This is a genomic window from Chitinophaga agrisoli, assembly GCF_008386695.1.
GTDB classification, from domain to species: domain Bacteria; phylum Bacteroidota; class Bacteroidia; order Chitinophagales; family Chitinophagaceae; genus Chitinophaga; species Chitinophaga agrisoli.
In genome coordinates this window covers 2293490-2310217 of the sequence record NZ_VUOC01000004.1, presented here as the reverse complement: position 1 = coordinate 2310217, position 16728 = coordinate 2293490, and the positions used below count along the sequence as shown (strand labels likewise).

At 48.6% G+C, this 16728-nt stretch carries 10 protein-coding genes and 2 tRNA genes; 8 read left to right on the top strand and 4 right to left on the bottom strand.

The window, feature by feature from the left end:
* Nucleotides 1-32 precede the first annotated feature (32 nt).
* The 4 genes from F0L74_RS28150 (at nt 33) to F0L74_RS28135 (ending at nt 7426) form a co-directional block, all read left to right on the top strand.
* Nucleotides 33-3341 (top strand): TonB-dependent receptor, encoded by a 3309-nt coding sequence (locus F0L74_RS28150; RefSeq protein ID WP_188316209.1) that lies wholly within the window; start codon nt 33-35, stop codon nt 3339-3341.
* A gap of 19 nt (nt 3342-3360) precedes the next feature.
* Complete coding sequence (locus F0L74_RS28145) at nt 3361-4878, top strand: RagB/SusD family nutrient uptake outer membrane protein (RefSeq protein WP_149841225.1); 1518 nt, start codon at nt 3361-3363, stop codon at nt 4876-4878.
* Nucleotides 4879-4930: 52 nt separating this feature from the next.
* Nucleotides 4931-6265: a sulfatase-like hydrolase/transferase gene (locus F0L74_RS28140; protein WP_149841224.1), complete on the top strand. Its 1335-nt coding sequence runs from the start codon at nt 4931-4933 to the stop codon at nt 6263-6265.
* Between the two features lie 87 nt (nt 6266-6352).
* Nucleotides 6353-7426 carry an SGNH/GDSL hydrolase family protein gene (locus F0L74_RS28135; protein WP_149841223.1) on the top strand — a complete coding sequence of 358 codons (1074 nt, stop codon included), beginning with the start codon at nt 6353-6355 and terminating at the stop codon, nt 7424-7426.
* A 17-nt stretch (nt 7427-7443) separates the two neighbouring features.
* Here F0L74_RS28135 and F0L74_RS28130 read toward each other — a convergent pair whose 3' ends face one another.
* Nucleotides 7444-7752: a hypothetical protein gene (locus F0L74_RS28130; RefSeq protein WP_149841222.1), complete on the bottom strand. Its 309-nt coding sequence runs from the start codon at nt 7750-7752 to the stop codon at nt 7444-7446.
* 243 nt (nt 7753-7995) lie between these two features.
* Here F0L74_RS28130 and F0L74_RS28125 point away from each other — a divergent pair, with 243 nt between their 5' ends.
* Nucleotides 7996-9042: a hypothetical protein gene (locus F0L74_RS28125; RefSeq protein WP_149841221.1), complete on the top strand. Its 1047-nt coding sequence runs from the start codon at nt 7996-7998 to the stop codon at nt 9040-9042.
* 215 nt (nt 9043-9257) lie between these two features.
* Here F0L74_RS28125 and F0L74_RS28120 read toward each other — a convergent pair.
* Together F0L74_RS28120 and F0L74_RS28115 are read right to left on the bottom strand one after the other, a co-directional pair.
* Nucleotides 9258-9341 (bottom strand) — tRNA-Leu (locus F0L74_RS28120).
* Nucleotides 9342-9405: 64 nt separating this feature from the next.
* Nucleotides 9406-10554: a sensor histidine kinase gene (locus tag F0L74_RS28115; RefSeq protein ID WP_149841220.1), complete on the bottom strand. Its 1149-nt coding sequence runs from the start codon at nt 10552-10554 to the stop codon at nt 9406-9408.
* A gap of 155 nt (nt 10555-10709) precedes the next feature.
* Between F0L74_RS28115 and F0L74_RS28110 the strand changes: the two genes are divergently transcribed.
* The 3 genes from F0L74_RS28110 (at nt 10710) to F0L74_RS28100 (ending at nt 12226) form a co-directional block, all read left to right on the top strand.
* Nucleotides 10710-11759, top strand: coding sequence for a glycosyltransferase family 2 protein (locus F0L74_RS28110; protein ID WP_149841219.1), 1050 nt, complete (start codon nt 10710-10712; stop codon nt 11757-11759).
* 118 nt (nt 11760-11877) lie between these two features.
* Complete coding sequence (locus F0L74_RS28105) at nt 11878-12078, top strand: hypothetical protein (protein WP_149841218.1); 201 nt, start codon at nt 11878-11880, stop codon at nt 12076-12078.
* Nucleotides 12079-12153: 75 nt separating this feature from the next.
* Nucleotides 12154-12226 (top strand) — tRNA-Gly (locus F0L74_RS28100).
* A gap of 139 nt (nt 12227-12365) precedes the next feature.
* Here F0L74_RS28100 and F0L74_RS28095 read toward each other — a convergent pair.
* Nucleotides 12366-16706: a two-component regulator propeller domain-containing protein gene (locus tag F0L74_RS28095; RefSeq protein ID WP_149841217.1), complete on the bottom strand. Its 4341-nt coding sequence runs from the start codon at nt 16704-16706 to the stop codon at nt 12366-12368.
* Nucleotides 16707-16728: the final 22 nt, after the last annotated feature.

The following is a 16728-nucleotide window of genomic DNA, read 5'->3' as shown; positions in this document are numbered from 1 at the left end:
TGGCTTGCTGCATGCCTAAATTTCTACTAACCATGAAATTGGCTATTTTATTCAGCGTTGTGATGATCATTGAGGTTCACGCCACTTCGTTCGCTCAAAAGATCAGTTTAAACAAAACTAATAGTCCGCTAAAAGAGGTGCTGGCGGAAATACACCGGCAAACGGGCTATAGTGTATTGTATGATTCCAAGTCACTAAAAAAGGCTGCGCCGGTAAGCATCCATGTCACTAACGCGGAATTACGCGATGTGTTGTCGCGCTGTTTGTCCGGGCAGCCTTTCGATTATACTATCAATGCTGCTACCATCATCATTATGGCCAGGGAGGGCGCTTCCGGCGAAAATATACCGCCGGTCACTATTACGGGTAAAGTTACAGACAGTAAGGGCCAGCCGCTTGCCGGCGTGAATATTCTTCTGAAAGGCGCCACTACTACCGGTACCATCACCGGGAGCGATGGCGCTTATACGCTCCGGCTGCCGGATAATAACGGCATACTGATCTTCTCCTTCATTGGTTATGAAAAGCAGGAAATTGCCGTAAAGAATCGCACGGAGATCAATATTATATTGAAGGAGGCTGCATCCGCCCTCACGGATGTGGTGGTGGTAGGGTATGGCAGTCAGAAGAAAACCAGCCTCACCAGCTCCGTAAGCCAGATCAGTGGGGCGGACCTGAATAAGCGGCCTTTGAGTAATTTCTCCCAGGCTTTACAGGGCCAGGCGCCGGGTGTTACTGTTTTGGACCAGGGTGGCATACCTGGCCGTTCCCAGGCCGCCATTCGCGTGCGCGGCGTTACCACATTTAACGTGAACAGTAGCAGCACCAGCGGCGGTTATGACCTCAGTAAAAATGATGCACTGGTAATCGTGGATGGCATTGAGCAACGGCTGATGGATATCAACCCGGAAGACATCGAATCTGTTTCCATTTTAAAAGACGCTTCTTCCACCGCTATATATGGCTCCCGCGCCACTAACGGGGTTTTGCTGATCACCACCAAAAGGGCCAGGAGTGGCAAGTTATCTGTATCGCTGAATAACTACTACGCGCTCCAAAAATCCATTAACAGGCCGGAGCATATGGATATTGAATCCTATATGCGCCTGGAGCAGGATGCTTACAAAAATGCCGGCGCTACAGTGCCCGCCAAATTTACCGATGAAGGCATTGAAACCTGGGTGCACGCAACTGATCGAGAAAAATATCCGTTGCCTAACACCTGGTACCAGACCATGTTCAGAAATGCGCCCCAATATAGCCAGAACCTTTCGCTATCCGGCGGCAATGAGTTTTTCAGGGCCCGCGCTAACATCCGCTATCAGAACCAGGAAGGGGTAGTGGAGAATTTCGACGATAAGATCCAGGAGATCCGTTTATCCACCGATTTTAACCCCAGCGATCGCTTTCACTTTACTTTTGATGTCAACTACAGAAGTAACAAATCACAGAATCCCACGGTCGATCCGTTCTATAACATGACCACCGGATCACTATGGGCGGTACCCAAATATGCCGATGGCACCTATGGTTTAAGCGCGCAGGGTAATAATCCCCTGATGTTCGCAGAAATTGGCGGTCTTACGCATCAGAATGAAAATTATTTACTTGGAAATGTGAAAGGGGAGTGGAAAATAGCGAAAGGGCTTACCTTTTCTACCCAGCTTGCCAAACGGGTTCGTGACCAGTATATAAAATCCTTTGTCGATGCTTACACCAATACCGATAAAAACACCGGCTTCGTAAAAACGGTGGCGAAAAATACGCTGAATGAGACAAGGAACACGCTGGAAGAGCTGACGGTGAACAGCCTGTTGAATTATGAAACCAATATCGGCAAGCATAACATTAAAGCACTGGTGGGATATTCCCAGATAGATAACCAGCAGACATTGCTGAATGCTTATCGTGAGCGCTTTTATAACAATGAGATCCAGTCCATTGACCAGGGCACCAACGATGCTACCAAAAGCAATTCCGGGTCAGATGCCCAGTTTGGTCTTCGCTCATATTTTGGCCGTTTGAATTATGCCTTTAATGACAAGTACCTGTTTGAACTGAATGGACGTTACGATGGCTCCTCCAGGTTCACGGGAGACAAACGTTACAGCTTCTTCCCTTCATTGTCCGCCGGCTGGCGCATATCACAGGAGCCTTTCTGGCAACCGCTGGCAGATGCAGTGCCCAGCCTTAAACTGCGTGGTTCCTGGGGTAAGACCGGTAACCAGTCTGTAGACCTCTACAGCTATTACCCGTCATTGTATTTAACGACTTATACTTTTGGCGATGTGCCCGTACAGGGCTACCGCCAGACCAGCCTGGCCAATACAGACCTTGGCTGGGAATCCACTACGCAGACGGATGTTGGTATGGATGCGTCTTTCCTTAACAACCGCCTGTCCGTGACGGTAGATTACTATAATAAACAGACCAACGATATCCTGCTTAACCTGGGCATTCCGGCAACGATCGGGTTGGCCGCCCCGCCGCAGAATGCAGGTTCCGTTCAGAATAAAGGATGGGAGTTTTTAGTGAGCTACCGGAATAACCCGGCAGGTAATAACAAGCTCCGTTATAGTGTGGGAGCAAACCTCAGTATCAATACCAATAAGGTGACTGACCTGAAAGGTACAGGCCCATACATCTCCGGTACAGATATCGATCCCCGCTACATCATCAAAACAGGCCTTCCCATCAACACACTGTGGGGATACAAAACGGATGGGTTTTTTCAAACGCAGCAGGAAGCGGATGCATATCCGGGCTATGCCCCCAATTCCAAACCCGGCGATGTCAAATACCTGAATCTGAATAAAGATGGTAAGATAGATGCAAACGATATGACGGCTATCGGCAACACATTCCCCCGGTACATATTCGGTGTAAACTCAGATCTTTCTTATAAGAACTTTTCACTGAATATCCTGATCCAGGGCGCTGCAGATGTGGATACCCGTTTGTCAGGCCCTATCACGGAAATGGGAAATAATGAGGGGTTCACTTCCGCCATTTACACTAATGCCTACTGGACGCCGGAGCGCACGGACGCACGTTTTCCCCGGGTTATAAAGGGGAATCTTCGCAATGTAGCCACATCAGACCTTTTAGTGATAGATGCATCCTATGTAAGGCTTAAAAACGTGCAACTCAGCTATAGCCTTCCTCAGAGCGTGCTGGATTTACTGCGTGTTGCCAGGGTAAGCGTGTATGTATCCGCCACTAACCTGCTCACCATTTCAAAGCTGAACGAATGGAACCTGGACCCGGAAGTCCCTTCCGGCCGTGTAAATTATTATCCGCAGATCTCTCTCCGGACAATGGGCTTAAACATTCAGTTTTAATAACGTAACTGCATTACAAATGAAACGTCTTCTTATAAAATATACTTTCTTCATCGGATTATCCGTGATCCTGGCATCGGCTTGCAACAAGGACCTGCTGGATACCGTGCCAAATGATCGCCTGTCCACCAATATTTTCTGGAAAACAGAACAGGATGCCGTACTGGCGGTGAATGCCATTTATACTTTCCTGGACGGGAATACAATCTTCAGTTGGGATGCTTATACTGATATTGCCCATGTAAATCAGAATTTCCAGCCGGAAGCTTTCGTTGAGCTGGGCACCTATGATGTTACCAGTGCGCCGGTCTATAACGCCTGGGCCGCTGCCTATCAGGGTATCCAGCTATCCAACTATTTCCTGGCCAATGTGGATAAGGTGAATACAACCAATACCGCCCTCATTGACCGGTTGAAGAGTGAAGCGCGGACCATCAGGGCGTATCACTACATTAAGCTGGCAGGCCTTTTCGGAGATGTGCCACTGATCACCACACCATTGAATGTGGATGAAGCGGTGAAACTGACCCGTACGCCGGTTGCTCAGATCTATGATTTTGTTGATAAAGAGCTCACCGAATCTGCTCCTCTGTTGCCCGCATCCTATCCGTCTGCTGCTGACCGCGGAAGGATCAGGCAGGGGACAGCCTGGGCGCTTAAAGCTCGTGCGGACCTGTGGGCAGGAAGGTACCAGGCCGCTGTAGATGCCGCCTCGCAGGTGACCGGCTATTCGCTGAATAAATCTTATCAGAACCTGTTTACCTATGCTGGGGAGAACAATAGCGAAATACTGCTGGACAAACAATTTATCAAAGACTTGGTGCCGGTAAATGTTTTCAACCTGCTGGCGCCCTATTCACAAAAGAATGCCCAGGGGTACTATGTGCCAACACGGGCTATGGTTGATATGTATGAGGACAACGATCCGAGAATGCATTTCTCCATTTTTATGAATGGCGATACGCTGCCCTCCGGTATTGTTTTCAAACCAACGCCCGGTGGCGGCGGTGCAGATGCGATCGGGAGCACTTACTATTCGTCTGCAACAGGATATAACATCAAAAAGTATATCAACAACGCCGACTATGCGGATCCTTCTAACAACGGCATCAATATCATACTACTCCGTTATGCGGAAGTATTGCTGACCTATGCGGAAGCAAAGATCGAATTGAATCAGCTGGATGCCAGTGTGTATGACGCTATCAATAAAGTAAGGAACAGCCGCGACGATGTCAAATTGCCTGATATTGCCATGGGAAAGACCCAGGCTGAATTACGCGCAATTGTGCGGCGTGAGCGTACCGTGGAACTTGCTTTTGAAGGATTGCACCTGTTTGATATCAGAAGATGGAAAACAGGCGCTACGGTGATGCAGGGGCCGGTTTACGGCATGACCTATATCAGCAACGGGCAGCCCGTTACGGTGGAGGCAGTGTCTTCTACAAGAACGTTCACGGACAAACATTATCTTTGGCCCATTCCGCAAAAAGAAAGAGATCTGGACCCGAATCTGTCTCAAAATAAAGATTGGTAATATGAAATGTTATGCAACGTCTTATCGTCATATAGCCCGTTTTACGGGCTATATGACGATCCTGTTAGTTTTCCTGATGGTATTATCTGCCGGTAGCTTATTCGCTCAACAGCGGCCTAATATTATTTTTGTCCTGGCTGATGATATGGGTTATGCCGACCTGAGTTGTTATGGCAACCCGGTGATCGAAACGCCTTTCCTGGATAAAATAGCCAGTAAGGGCGTTAAGGCCACCAACTATGCGGTGGTTTCACCAACCTGCTCTCCATCCAGAGGGGCGCTGCTCACGGGCCGGTATCCAACACGGTATAATATCCCTTCCCCTTTGTCTCCGGGATCGGATCTTGGATTATTACCCAATGAGCTCACCATCGCCAATGTGCTCAGATCCGCTAATTATCATACGGCCATGATCGGGAAATGGCATCTGGGCGATAAAAAAGGGTTGCTTCCCCTGGAGCACGGCTTTGAAAGTTACTATGGTTTACTGTACAGTCACGATTATCATCCGCCCTATGTAAAAACTGATACCACCATTAAGCTGTTCCGCAATTATGAGCCGGAAGTATTGCGGCCGGCAGATAGCTCGCTCACTAACCTGTACAGCAAAGAGGCCATCAGCTATATCAAGCGGCAGAAAAAGGGCCAGCCTTTTTTCCTGTACCTGGCTTTCAACATGCCGCACCTGCCTGTATGGTTTGCCGCCCAGAAGAAGGGCTGTGATCTCACCAAAGGTGGTGAGCTGGGATGTGTGATCAATGAAATGGACCAGCGGCTGGCGAATATATGGAGCGCGGTTGAGAAACAGGGCCTGGGGGATAATACGATACTCATTTTCTCCAGTGATAACGGCCCCTGGAATAATTACAATGCCCGTATGGAAGGCGATAGCGTAACCCATCGCAATCATACCGGTTATGCAGGCGTATTCCGCGGCAGTAAAGCTACTACTTACGAAGGCGGTACACGCGTGCCGTTCATCGTATACTGGCCGGGGCATATCCAGCCAAAAGTTATCAAGTCGCCACTCACCTGTCTGGATGTATTGCCTACATTAGCGCAATGGGCCGGGGCTAAACTGCCTGCCAATACAACGATCGATGGGGAATCCGTAGCAGGTCTCCTTACCGGCAAGTCTGCTCAATTCAACCACAAACCATTTTATTATGTGCATAATAACTGGCTGCAGGCAGTCAGGGATGGTGACTGGAAGCTCCGCATTGTCACTGAAAACGGAACACAGCAAACAGAACTATTCAATCTTTCCGAAGACCCGGCTGAAAGGGAAAACCGTAGATACCGGGATCCGCAAGTTTATGAGCGGATGCTGACACTTTTTAACAGCTATCCGGATCAGGCCAATACCCGTAATAGCCATTCGAAATAAGTAAAAGAGGTGTATCACAAATAGGATACGCCTCTTAACTTTTTTTATATTTTTACTGATCATCTTAGTCATCATTTAATTTTTGCTATGAGATTAGTGTGCTCCTTCTTTTTCTTCTTAATCTATTCTTGTACGACCGCATTTGCGCAGCAACAGTCCTATGTTGATGCAAAAGAACTTACCTTGATCGGAAAGGCCCAGCCCATCCCATCATTTTACCACCGCGTAGATACTGCCCGGTACAGCGGAATGCCGCTGGCAGTAAAGAAGCTGTTCACTAATGCAGCGGGTCTTGCTATTGTGTTCAAAACAAATAGCCCGGTTATTTCTGCGAAATGGCAAACAACAGATACGGCCGCGCCAAGCAATATGACGGCTATTGCATCTATGGGGCTTGATCTTTATATAAAGCGGGATGGGAAATGGGTGTTCGCAGGCGTAGGAAGACCTAAAGGCAATAATACCGTAGCAAACCTGGTATCGAATATGGACGGAACCGAAAAGGAATGTTTGCTCTATCTTCCCTTATATGATGAGGTGCTTAATTTGCAAATTGGCGTAGCGCCTGGCAGCCATATTGAACCGCTTCAAAACCCATTCAAAGGAAAGATCGTCATTTACGGGTCCAGTATCCTCCAGGGCGCCTCGGCCAGCCGGCCGGGAATGGCTTATCCGGCCCGTTTGTCCAGAAAATACGGTTTAAATTTTATTAACCTTGGCGTGAGCGGCAACGGGAAAATGGAAAAGGAAGTAGCGGATATGGTAGCAGATATAGATGGGGATGCATTCGTCCTGGATTGCGCTCCCAATCCCAGTCCGGAGCAGATCACGGAAAGAACGGCCTACCTGGTTAAAACCATCCGGCAAAAGCACCCGCAAGCTCCTATTGTAATGATACCAAGCGTGGTGCGGGAAGGAGGAAATTTTGATCTGAAAATAAAGGAGCGGGTAGCCAATCAAAACAAGAACTTTAAAACAGAATACGAAAAACTAAAAGCACAGGGGATCAAAGACCTCTATTTTATAGAAGGCAATTTGTTAGGTACGGATCATGAAGCCTCGGTAGATGGGATACACCCGAATGATCTGGGCTTTGACAGGATGTTGCAGGTGATTGAGCCGCCTTTGATGAAGATTTTAAGCAAGGTTAAAGGATTATGAACGTAGTGTGGCTGATGCTATTTTTTAACTTTCTCATAGTCATAAATTTTTCTGACAAAAAATATAATAACGGAGACAATTGGCATCGCTACTGATAAAAGCCCACAGATGGCCAAAAAGGCGCGAAAGCCTACACCGCCCAGCGGGGCATCGTTTGGGCGGGTTACAATGTGCGCGAAGAACAGCAAAACACCAATGTTCACAAGGATACAGGTAATATATGGTACGATGCTTTTTCCGGAGGAGAGCGAAAAGCGGATCAGCAGGCTATAAATGATGACAAGACCCAGACAGAGCAGCAATAATATGAGGGTTAATTCTGACATAAAGTTCACTTTTAATTAAACTTGATCCATAAAACTCTTTCCTATATCCGTTTAACGCCCAAATATAAAAAAACGCCATAACAAATAAAGTTCATGATGACGTCTTGTGCGCTCCAAGAGAATTATTTCCAACGTCAATGATCCATTCTTCAAACGTATGATTTAAAATCATCATAGGTATCGTAATAAAAGACTACCTTTGCGCGGGAAAAAAAAGACGCCCATTTTTAACATCTATTATCTATGAAAAAAATCTTATTGGTATTGTTAGCCACCGGCATCGCTTTTTATGCATGTAAAAAAGACGACAAGGCAGATACTACTACACCGCCCACTGAAGAAGTAGAAGCAGTAGACACAAAGGACCCTCAGGCAATGACTGCCGCCATTAAAGTTTTCTATGGCGCCAACACCAAAGGCACTTTGCCTGCGCCCGTAGGTACAGGAGCTCCCATACTAAAGGCCAACAGTGCGCCCATTCCTGCTATAAATGGCCATTACGCGGTTATTGCGCCGGAACTAACATCTGGCAGCGTAGCAGGTTATTATGTACAAGTGAATGGTGCAGACTCCTATTTTAAAATAGACTATTCTAAGGCCAGGAATGCCCGTAAGGCGCAGGCTCCCGGCAAACGCCACGGTAGCTTCCGCATGCTTGGTGATAATTCCGATTCTGTGATCGTAATAAAGCTGCCGGAAAATGCTACGCCGGATACTTTCTGCATCACCTATGCTGCTTATGATTCTGCGAACCATGTGAGTAATGCCATAAGCACTTGCATTGTCATTATTCCTGGTGGCGGCGGTACAGAAGGCGCTGCATTGGTTGGTAACTGGAAGTTGAACAGGAAAAAATACCTGGCTGCTGAAAATTGGATGGAGGACTATTACAAGCCTGATACTAACTATCTCCAGTTTAAATGCAGTGCAGATACATTGGATCTTTGCGACGGTGCAAGCGGCTGCATGACGCTCATCAGCTCTATTAGCTGGGTAGACAAAGAAGAATTAACCATAACAGCTGAAGGTGGTTACAACTATATGTACCTGGACAAATTTCACAATATAGAAAGGGTACACAATTCCTGTACGGATCCCACCTATTACGAATATAGCGCTGGCGATTCATATAACAGCATATGGTCCTACAATCCAGCCACCATGCAGATCACCATTATTTCTGGCGATCCTGACAACTATGAGGTTGGTATTGTTGATGTAACTGAACTGTCCGCCACCAGGATGGTCTTTAAAGGTCCGGAAGAATATGTGGAATGGGTGAAGAAATAAGCCATTATCCTATCTATCCTTATACGCAAATGGTCCCGGTGATTTACCGGGACTTTTTTATTAGATAGAAGAGTCCATACCTAAAGAGACATTTCAGAAATCTCAGATCAGACGAATAAAATATTGTATTGTTAAGGGCGGAGATCGATTTGTTGGAAAAGCATTATTGGAGGGCAATAAAAAAGGGGGAAAATTTTTCAATTTTCCCCCTTAAGTGCGGAAGAGGAGATTCGAACTCCCAAGCCCTTTCAGGCACTACCACCTCAAAGTAGCGCGTCTACCAATTTCGCCACCTCCGCAGGTATGAAGTGGCTGCAAAAATAATCCGTTTTTTAAAATGTACAAATTTATTATCTGTCCCGCCTATTTTCTGAGTATGATCCGGAACGTCGTCCCCTTGGTCAGCTCGGAGGATTTCACGAACAGCCGCCCCTTATGATAGTCTTCAATAATACGTTTGGCCAGGGATAACCCCAGCCCCCAGCCCCGTTTTTTGGTGCTGAAGCCCGGTTTGAACACCTTTTCATAGTTGGCTTTGGGAATACCCTTGCCGGTGTCTGTCACGTCTATAATAATATCCGCCGGGTGGTTCTCTATAAAAAGGTCAATGGTGCCCTTGCCTTCCATGGCGTCCAGGGCGTTCTTGAGCAGGTTCTCCACCACCCAGTCAAACAGGGGAGGGGAGATCATGGCCGGGATCTCCGGGTCGCCGGCGTGTACGGTAAACTGTACCCGCTGGGGCGCTCTTTTGCGGATGTAGGCGGTCATATGCTCTATCTGCGCTACAATATTCTTTTCTTCCAGTTTGGGTACGCTGCCTATCTTGGAGAAGCGGTCGGTGATCAGTTTCAGGCGGTCTACGTCCTTGCCCAGCTCTGTGACCACGCTTTCATTACCTTCGGTTTCCTTAAGCAGTTCCAGCCACGCCTCCATGGAGGAGAGGGGGGTGCCTAGTTGGTGGGCGGTTTCCTTGGCCAGGCCTACCCATACCAGGTTCTGGGTGGCGCGGTTGGTGGAGGAGAGGGCGAATAGCACCACTACAATGAACAGGGTCACCACCAGCAGTTGTATATAGGGGTAATACCGTACCTGTTTGAGGATCAGGGAGTCGCCGTAATATATATAGTAATAGATCTTCTGTTTGGCGTCTATTTCCATAATAAACGGCGGGTGTTTCTTCTTGAAGTTCTCGAGCTGGTTCTGCAGGTAACCCTGGTCCCTTACTATCTTTGTAGAGTCGAGGTTGCGGCTGTCGATGATCTCGCCTTTTTCATCGGTGAGGATAAGGGGGATGGTGGAGTTGTTGGTCACGATTTCCACGGCCAGGTTCAGGTTGGCGTCCGCGGGGGCTTGCAGCAGCTCCCGGTTGGCCTCCACCCACGTGGCCACTTTCTTGGTCTCTTCTTCCTGTATGCGTTGCGACAGGCTGCTTACGAACCATATGGTGGCAACGATGATCACCACCGCCATGGATACCAGTACAAACTTCCAGCCTATATATTGCTTAAACATATGCGCACCTAAGTTAGTATAATCTATTGAGAGTCCCGGGCCAGCGGTAGCCTGCCTGTGGACTTTTACCACAAATAATCGTGGATCGCCAGCTATGGACTTTTCAACTATCTTTGCCTCGCAAAAATGTTGTTCACGCATAAACGAAATATCCGTTGTCTGCATTGCCATCAGTAGCAGTAGTTATTTTAAACTGGAACGGGAAAGGTTTCCTGGAAAAGTTCCTGCCCAGCGTTTGCCGGTCTACTTACGGCAACCTGGAGCTGTACCTGGCGGACAATGCCTCTACAGACGATAGCGTGGCCTATGTACAGGCGCATTTTCCCCAGGTAAAGATCATACAGAACCCTTCCAACAACGGTTTTGCAGGTGGTTATAATGAGGCCCTGCAACATGTGCAGGCGGATATTTATGTGCTCCTGAACCAGGATGTAGAGGTGGAGCAGGGCTGGATAGAGCCGGTAGTGGCCTTGATGGAGGAAGACCGCCAGCTGGCGGCCTGTCAGCCTAAGCTGCGCGCCTATCATCAACCGGACGAATTTGAATATGCCGGCGCAGCGGGGGGATGGATGGACATCCTGGGGTATACTTTTTGCCGGGGACGTATATTATATACTACAGAGAAAGATAATGGCCAGTATGACGATGTACAGGATATTTTCTGGGCAACCGGGGCTGCCCTGTTCATCCGTGCTGCCTGCTTCCATGAGGTAGGGGGCTTTGATGCGGATTTCTTTGCGCATATGGAGGAGGTGGATCTCTGCTGGCGGCTGCAAAGGGCAGGCTACCGCATTGCCTATTGCCCGGATGCGCTGGTATTCCATGTAGGGGGCGGCAGCCTGCCCCAGGGGAATCCGCGTAAGTTGTACCTCAATTTCCGCAATAACCTGATGATGCTGTGGAAGAACCTGCACCCGGCAGATCGCTGGATCGTACTATTCCAGCGCGTTTTCCTGGATGTGCTGGCTGGCGCCAAGAGCCTCGCTGCCGGTAAGCCTAAGGACATGACGGCCATCATAAGGGCCTACCGGGACTATGCCCGCTGGCGCCGCAAATATGACCTGCGGCAGGATCAGCTGCCCTGGAAGAAGTTGCTGGATATGAAAGGGGTATTCCATGGTATCATGATCTGGCGCTATTATTTCCTGGGACGTAAAAAATTTGCAGAGCTCGAGCCGGTGAAAACCCGCAAGAAAAGGGCCTGAGCGTAGGGGATACTTTATTTTTTATCCTTATGCTTTAAGTAATCTGCGCATTTTGTATTAAAAATACTTTGATTATTATTTCACATGCTGTAAGTTTGCAACGCGAAAAAGAATAGATATGGAACAAAATACAATTGAAAATAAGAACGACATCTCCAACGACTGGGTTTCTTCTTCCCGCTTCATGTTTTATATGTCCGTTTTCTGCATTGTGGCATTTGTATTTGCCGGCAGTTGCAACTTGTATGCGCACCGTTATAAAGGTAAGCCTGATGTAGTTGTACCGGATAACACACTCTACAATCCGAAGTATAAATAAATTTGGTAATTACGGATTCTTGCTTATCTTTGCAATCCCAATTGAAAAAGTAAAGCAAAGTTCTTTTATCAAAACGCGGAAGTAGCTCATTTGGTAGAGCGCGACCTTGCCAAGGTCGAGGTGGCCGGTTCGAGCCCGGTCTTCCGCTCTGAAAGCAAAGCCTGTTTTAGTGCAAACTGAAACAGGCTTTTTTGTTTTATATATGTTCAGCTAAATACAGGCATCGCTGCTAGCTTTACTATGGACATTACATCACCGGCCGGTTAGCTGTCTACATGTATTAATCATCACCCCGCCTTCACCTTCTTCAAATACGCCGATGGCGGAATACCAAACTGCGCCTTAAAGCACTTACTAAAATAGAACGGATCATTCATCCCCACTTTATACGTCACCTCTGCCACTGTATACTCCCCGGTATTCAACAACTCCGCCGCCTTTTTTAAACGCACCAGCCTTATATACTCATTGGGCGAATATCCCGTAAGCCCTTTCACCTTCTTATAAAACAAGGTACGGCCTAGCTTCAGCGCCGCGGCAAATTCATCTACAGAGAACTGGGCATTATCCAGGTTGCGGTCAATGCTGAAATGCAGGCGGTCCAGGAACTTGCGGTCTGCTTCATTTTCGGCAATGGTCACTTCAAAGAAACCGGGATCATTGGAGAAACGTTTACGGATCTTTTCCCGCTGTTCAATAATGCGGATAATGGTGGTGAGCAAAAAGCGGGTGCTGAAAGGTTTGGCGATATAAGCATCTGCGCCGGCGTCTACGCCTTGTAGCTGATGCTCGCCGGAGGAGAGGGCAGTTAGCAGCACCACCGGTATATGGCAGGTCTGGAACTCATTACGGATGCGGCGCGTAATTTCGAAGCCATTCATTTCCGGCAGCATTACATCGCATACCACCAGGTCCGGGGCTATATCAATTGCCATGGCCAGGCCTTCGCGGCCATTCATGGCAGTATGTACATGAAAATATTTCCCCAGCTGTGTGGCCAGGTAATCGCAGATGTCCGGGTTGTCTTCAATGACCAGCACTTTGTAACGGGAGCAGGGCTCCGGCAGCTCCAGGCCGGCTGCATCCGGTATGTATGCCGCCTGCAGGGAGGTAGCGCGGGCAGCCTCCGTGGCGGCGTCTGGCGCCATCAGATCTTCTGCTGCGTATACGTCTTTGGAAAGGGGCAGGGTAACGGTGAAGGTTACACCGGCTGCGGGATTATTTTGAAAACTGATCTGTCCTTTCAATAATTCTACCAGTTCCCGGGTAAGGAATAATCCTATGCCCGTTCCCGTTACCTTGGTATTCAGCTGTGCGAAACGCTGGAAGATCTGGTCGCGTTTATTGTCCGGGATGGAGATACCGGAATCAGCCACCTGGATCTGCAGGGTGCCGGCCATCTCATCTACAATGGCGCGTACTTCTATACTGCCGCCGGCAGGCGTGAATTTATGCGCGTTGGAGAGCAGGTTGTACAGGATCTTATCCAGCTTATTATCATCCACCCACATCACCCATTCCGGTACATTGCTGTTGAACTGCAGGCGGATACGTTTCTGTTCCGCCAGGTCGTTAAAGCTATCACAGAGCTCCCGTAGTAAGGTGATCACCGGCAGCTCCCGCAGCTGTAGCTGCATGCGCTGGTGCTGGATCTTCCGGAAGTCCAGCAGCTGATCCACCAGGCGTAACAGGCGGTGCACATTCTTTTGCATAATGTGCAGATGTTTGCCCGTTTGCCAGGTGCTTTGCTGGCCGGGCAACAGGTTTTCCATGGCGCTTACAATAAGCGACAGCGGCGTGCGGAACTCGTGTGATATATTGGTGAAGAAGTTCAGCTTGTATTCTGTCAGCTCTTTTTCCAGCGCTACGGCATGTTGCAGATGATAGATCCGTTTGCGCACCAGGCGTATACCCAGCACCAGCGCTACTATCACACAGCCGTATAATATAAAGGCGGGCAAAGAGCGCCAGAAAGGCGGTTTTACAATAATACGTACGGAGGCTTCCTGCCGGCTCCAGCTACCATCGTTGTTGGTGCCCTTTACGCGGAAGGTGTACTCGCCCGGAGGCAGGTTCCGGTAAGTGGCGATGTTATAACCGGCTGGTGGGTTCCACTCATCTTCATAATTCTCCAGTATATAAGTGTATTTGTTCTGCTGCGGATTGCGGAAAGCCAACGAGGCAAATTCCAGGCTGAATACTTTTTGCCCGGGTTCCAGGATGATCTCTTTGGCGCTGCCGATGGCAGACTGTCCTTTGCTGCGCCTGGCCGGGCCACCGGCAATGCTGAAGCCTGTGAGCATCACAGGGGCTTCTACACTATCTGTTTTCATGAGAGAAGGATAGCAGCTATAAAATCCATCCATACAGCCCCATAGCTGCTGGCCGTTCCTTCTTTTGCAACAGGCTGCTTCGGCAAACAGGTTGCCAAGGGTGCTGTTGGAAAAATAGAAGATCTCGAAAGTATGTTTGTCGGGATCAAATCTGGTAAGGCCATTCTCTGTGCTGATCCAGAGATCGCCCTGCTCATCTTCCATCATGCCGTTCACAATATCGTGGGAGAGGCCCTGTTGTGTGGTATAGGTCTGAAAAGAGGCGGGTTGCTTGCCTGCCGCGGGTATAAAACGGCTAAAGCCGCCACCATAGGTGCCTATCCAGATCCGCCCTGCATGATCTTCGCAGATGGTCTTGATCACATTACTGGTTAATCCGTTGGGATGCCGTAGCCCGGACTGATATACTTTGAATGCCGTTTTATGCTGCAGCAGCTGATCCGGGTTAAATACGATCAGCCCATTATTGGTGCCTGCCCATATATCTCCTGCCTTATCCTGCAGCAAACAGCGTATGTCTTTTAAGGTTTCGTGGGTGCCAAAATAGTTGGAAAGCGTAAGATCACGGCCGCCCTTATACGTGGCCAGGTAAAGCCCTGCGCCAAAACTGCCGATCCAGATCCGGTGTTGCCGGTCTTTTAAAATGGTGTACAACAGGTTGCTTTTATTGCTGCCGGCTTCCTGTTCGGGCATCATAAACTGGCGGGCCGGCCATTGCAGCGAGTCCCGGTGTACTATATATAATCCCTGTCCCTTGGTGCCCAGCCATATATACCCTTTCTCATCCTCTTCTATACAATATATATTGGTGCTTTGATGGGGAAACAGGTGCTCCATGGAGCGAAGCTTCTGCAGCTGGCTATTGTAGAGGTTTAATGATCCGTTCTTGGTGCTTACCCAGATATTCCCCCGGCTGTCTTCGAACAATGTTTTTACAATATTGGCGGTATAATGCCGCGGGCTGTTTGTATCCGGGTAGTAATGGGCAACCGTAAAGGATTGCGGCACCAGTTTGTTTAAACCGGTATGTTCCGTGCCTACCCATATCAGGCCGGAGCGGTCTGTCAGTACGCTTAGCAGGTAGTTGGAGCTAAGCCCGTCCGGGTCATTGGTATGATAACTGAAATGCTGCAGGGTATCTGCCAGCCGGTTATAACAATACAGGCCGCCGCCATAGCTGGTGATCCAGGTATTTTGTTTGTTGTCTGTTTTAAAGCTTAAACGGTCGTCGTCTATCAGCCGCATTACCGGTGATGGTATTACCGTAAAGTGCCGGGTATGTGGTTGTACCGGGTCGTAATACCAGATAGTCCCGGAATGGTTATTTACCCATATTTCTTTTTGGGGAGAGGTGGTGATATCAATATGCCCAGGTATTTCTTCTCCAAAAATGCCGCCTGCAGGCAACAGTTTCCCGGAGCCCAGTTGCAGCAGTTTAACCCCTGCGCGGCTGGTGCCCAGCAGCAAGGTAGCGCTGTTTAACCAGGCTGCGCCGGTGAGCGCCAGGGGCTGCTCCATGGGCAGGGCGGTAAAAGTATGCAACTGCAGATGGTAGGCAAATACCTGCTGGCGGCTCACAAAATAGAGCTGCCCGTTTCCGGCAAATGCCTGTATAAAATCATAATGCTGACCGCCGGAGGTGGCGGCAAAGCTGTCCATTAGTTTCCCGTCTGCATTTATGCGGTATAATCCATTGGCCGTACCGATCCAGATATTATGCTGCCCGTCCTCATACATGAAATTCACATGCTGACTGCCCGGTAGCGGATAACGCTGGGATACAAATATGCCCCGCTTACGCTGCACGCGCAGGCAGCCATTGGACCGGCCATATAACCAGGTGTCGCCTGTGGATGACTGGAACAGCTGGTCATAGCTCAGCTCTTCATTGCCCAGGCTATATGCTATAAATGATTCCTGTACCGGATCAAAACAATGAAACCTGCCTTCAAAGGTTTTTACCCATATAAAACCATAACGGTCCTCATGCAGCTCGCGGATGCGGGTGTCACTGATGGAATGTGGATTCCCGTATTCCGGCCGGTATACAATGAATTTTTTGCCATCGTACCGGTTCAGGCCATTCAGGGTGCCTATCCATATAAATCCTTTTTTATCCTGCAGGAGGCAGCGCACTGTATTCTGGGAAAGTCCGTCGCGGGTAGTGAGTTGTTCCAGGCCAATACTGCTATTAAAAGTGGAATTGACGGCGGATTGGTTGGCATATGCAGCTATATGACATAGGAATAGCAAAATACAGCTGCAAATGTTGGATACACATTTCAGTGATTGCATAACGGAATTTTAAAGGCTACCG

Bases quoted from the DNA above. Each gene is read 5' to 3' on its own strand.
- F0L74_RS28150 (WP_188316209.1), top strand. From the start codon at position 33: ATGAAATTGGCTATTTTATTCAGCGTTGTGATGATCATTGAGGTTCAC.
- F0L74_RS28145 (WP_149841225.1), top strand. From the start codon at position 3,361: ATGAAACGTCTTCTTATAAAATATACTTTCTTCATCGGATTATCCGTG.
- F0L74_RS28140 (WP_149841224.1), top strand. From the start codon at position 4,931: ATGACGATCCTGTTAGTTTTCCTGATGGTATTATCTGCCGGTAGCTTA.
- F0L74_RS28135 (WP_149841223.1), top strand. From the start codon at position 6,353: ATGAGATTAGTGTGCTCCTTCTTTTTCTTCTTAATCTATTCTTGTACG.
- F0L74_RS28130 (WP_149841222.1), bottom strand. From the start codon at position 7,752: ATGTCAGAATTAACCCTCATATTATTGCTGCTCTGTCTGGGTCTTGTC.
- F0L74_RS28125 (WP_149841221.1), top strand. From the start codon at position 7,996: ATGAAAAAAATCTTATTGGTATTGTTAGCCACCGGCATCGCTTTTTAT.
- F0L74_RS28115 (WP_149841220.1), bottom strand. From the start codon at position 10,554: ATGTTTAAGCAATATATAGGCTGGAAGTTTGTACTGGTATCCATGGCG.
- F0L74_RS28105 (WP_149841218.1), top strand. From the start codon at position 11,878: ATGGAACAAAATACAATTGAAAATAAGAACGACATCTCCAACGACTGG.
- F0L74_RS28095 (WP_149841217.1), bottom strand. From the start codon at position 16,706: ATGCAATCACTGAAATGTGTATCCAACATTTGCAGCTGTATTTTGCTA.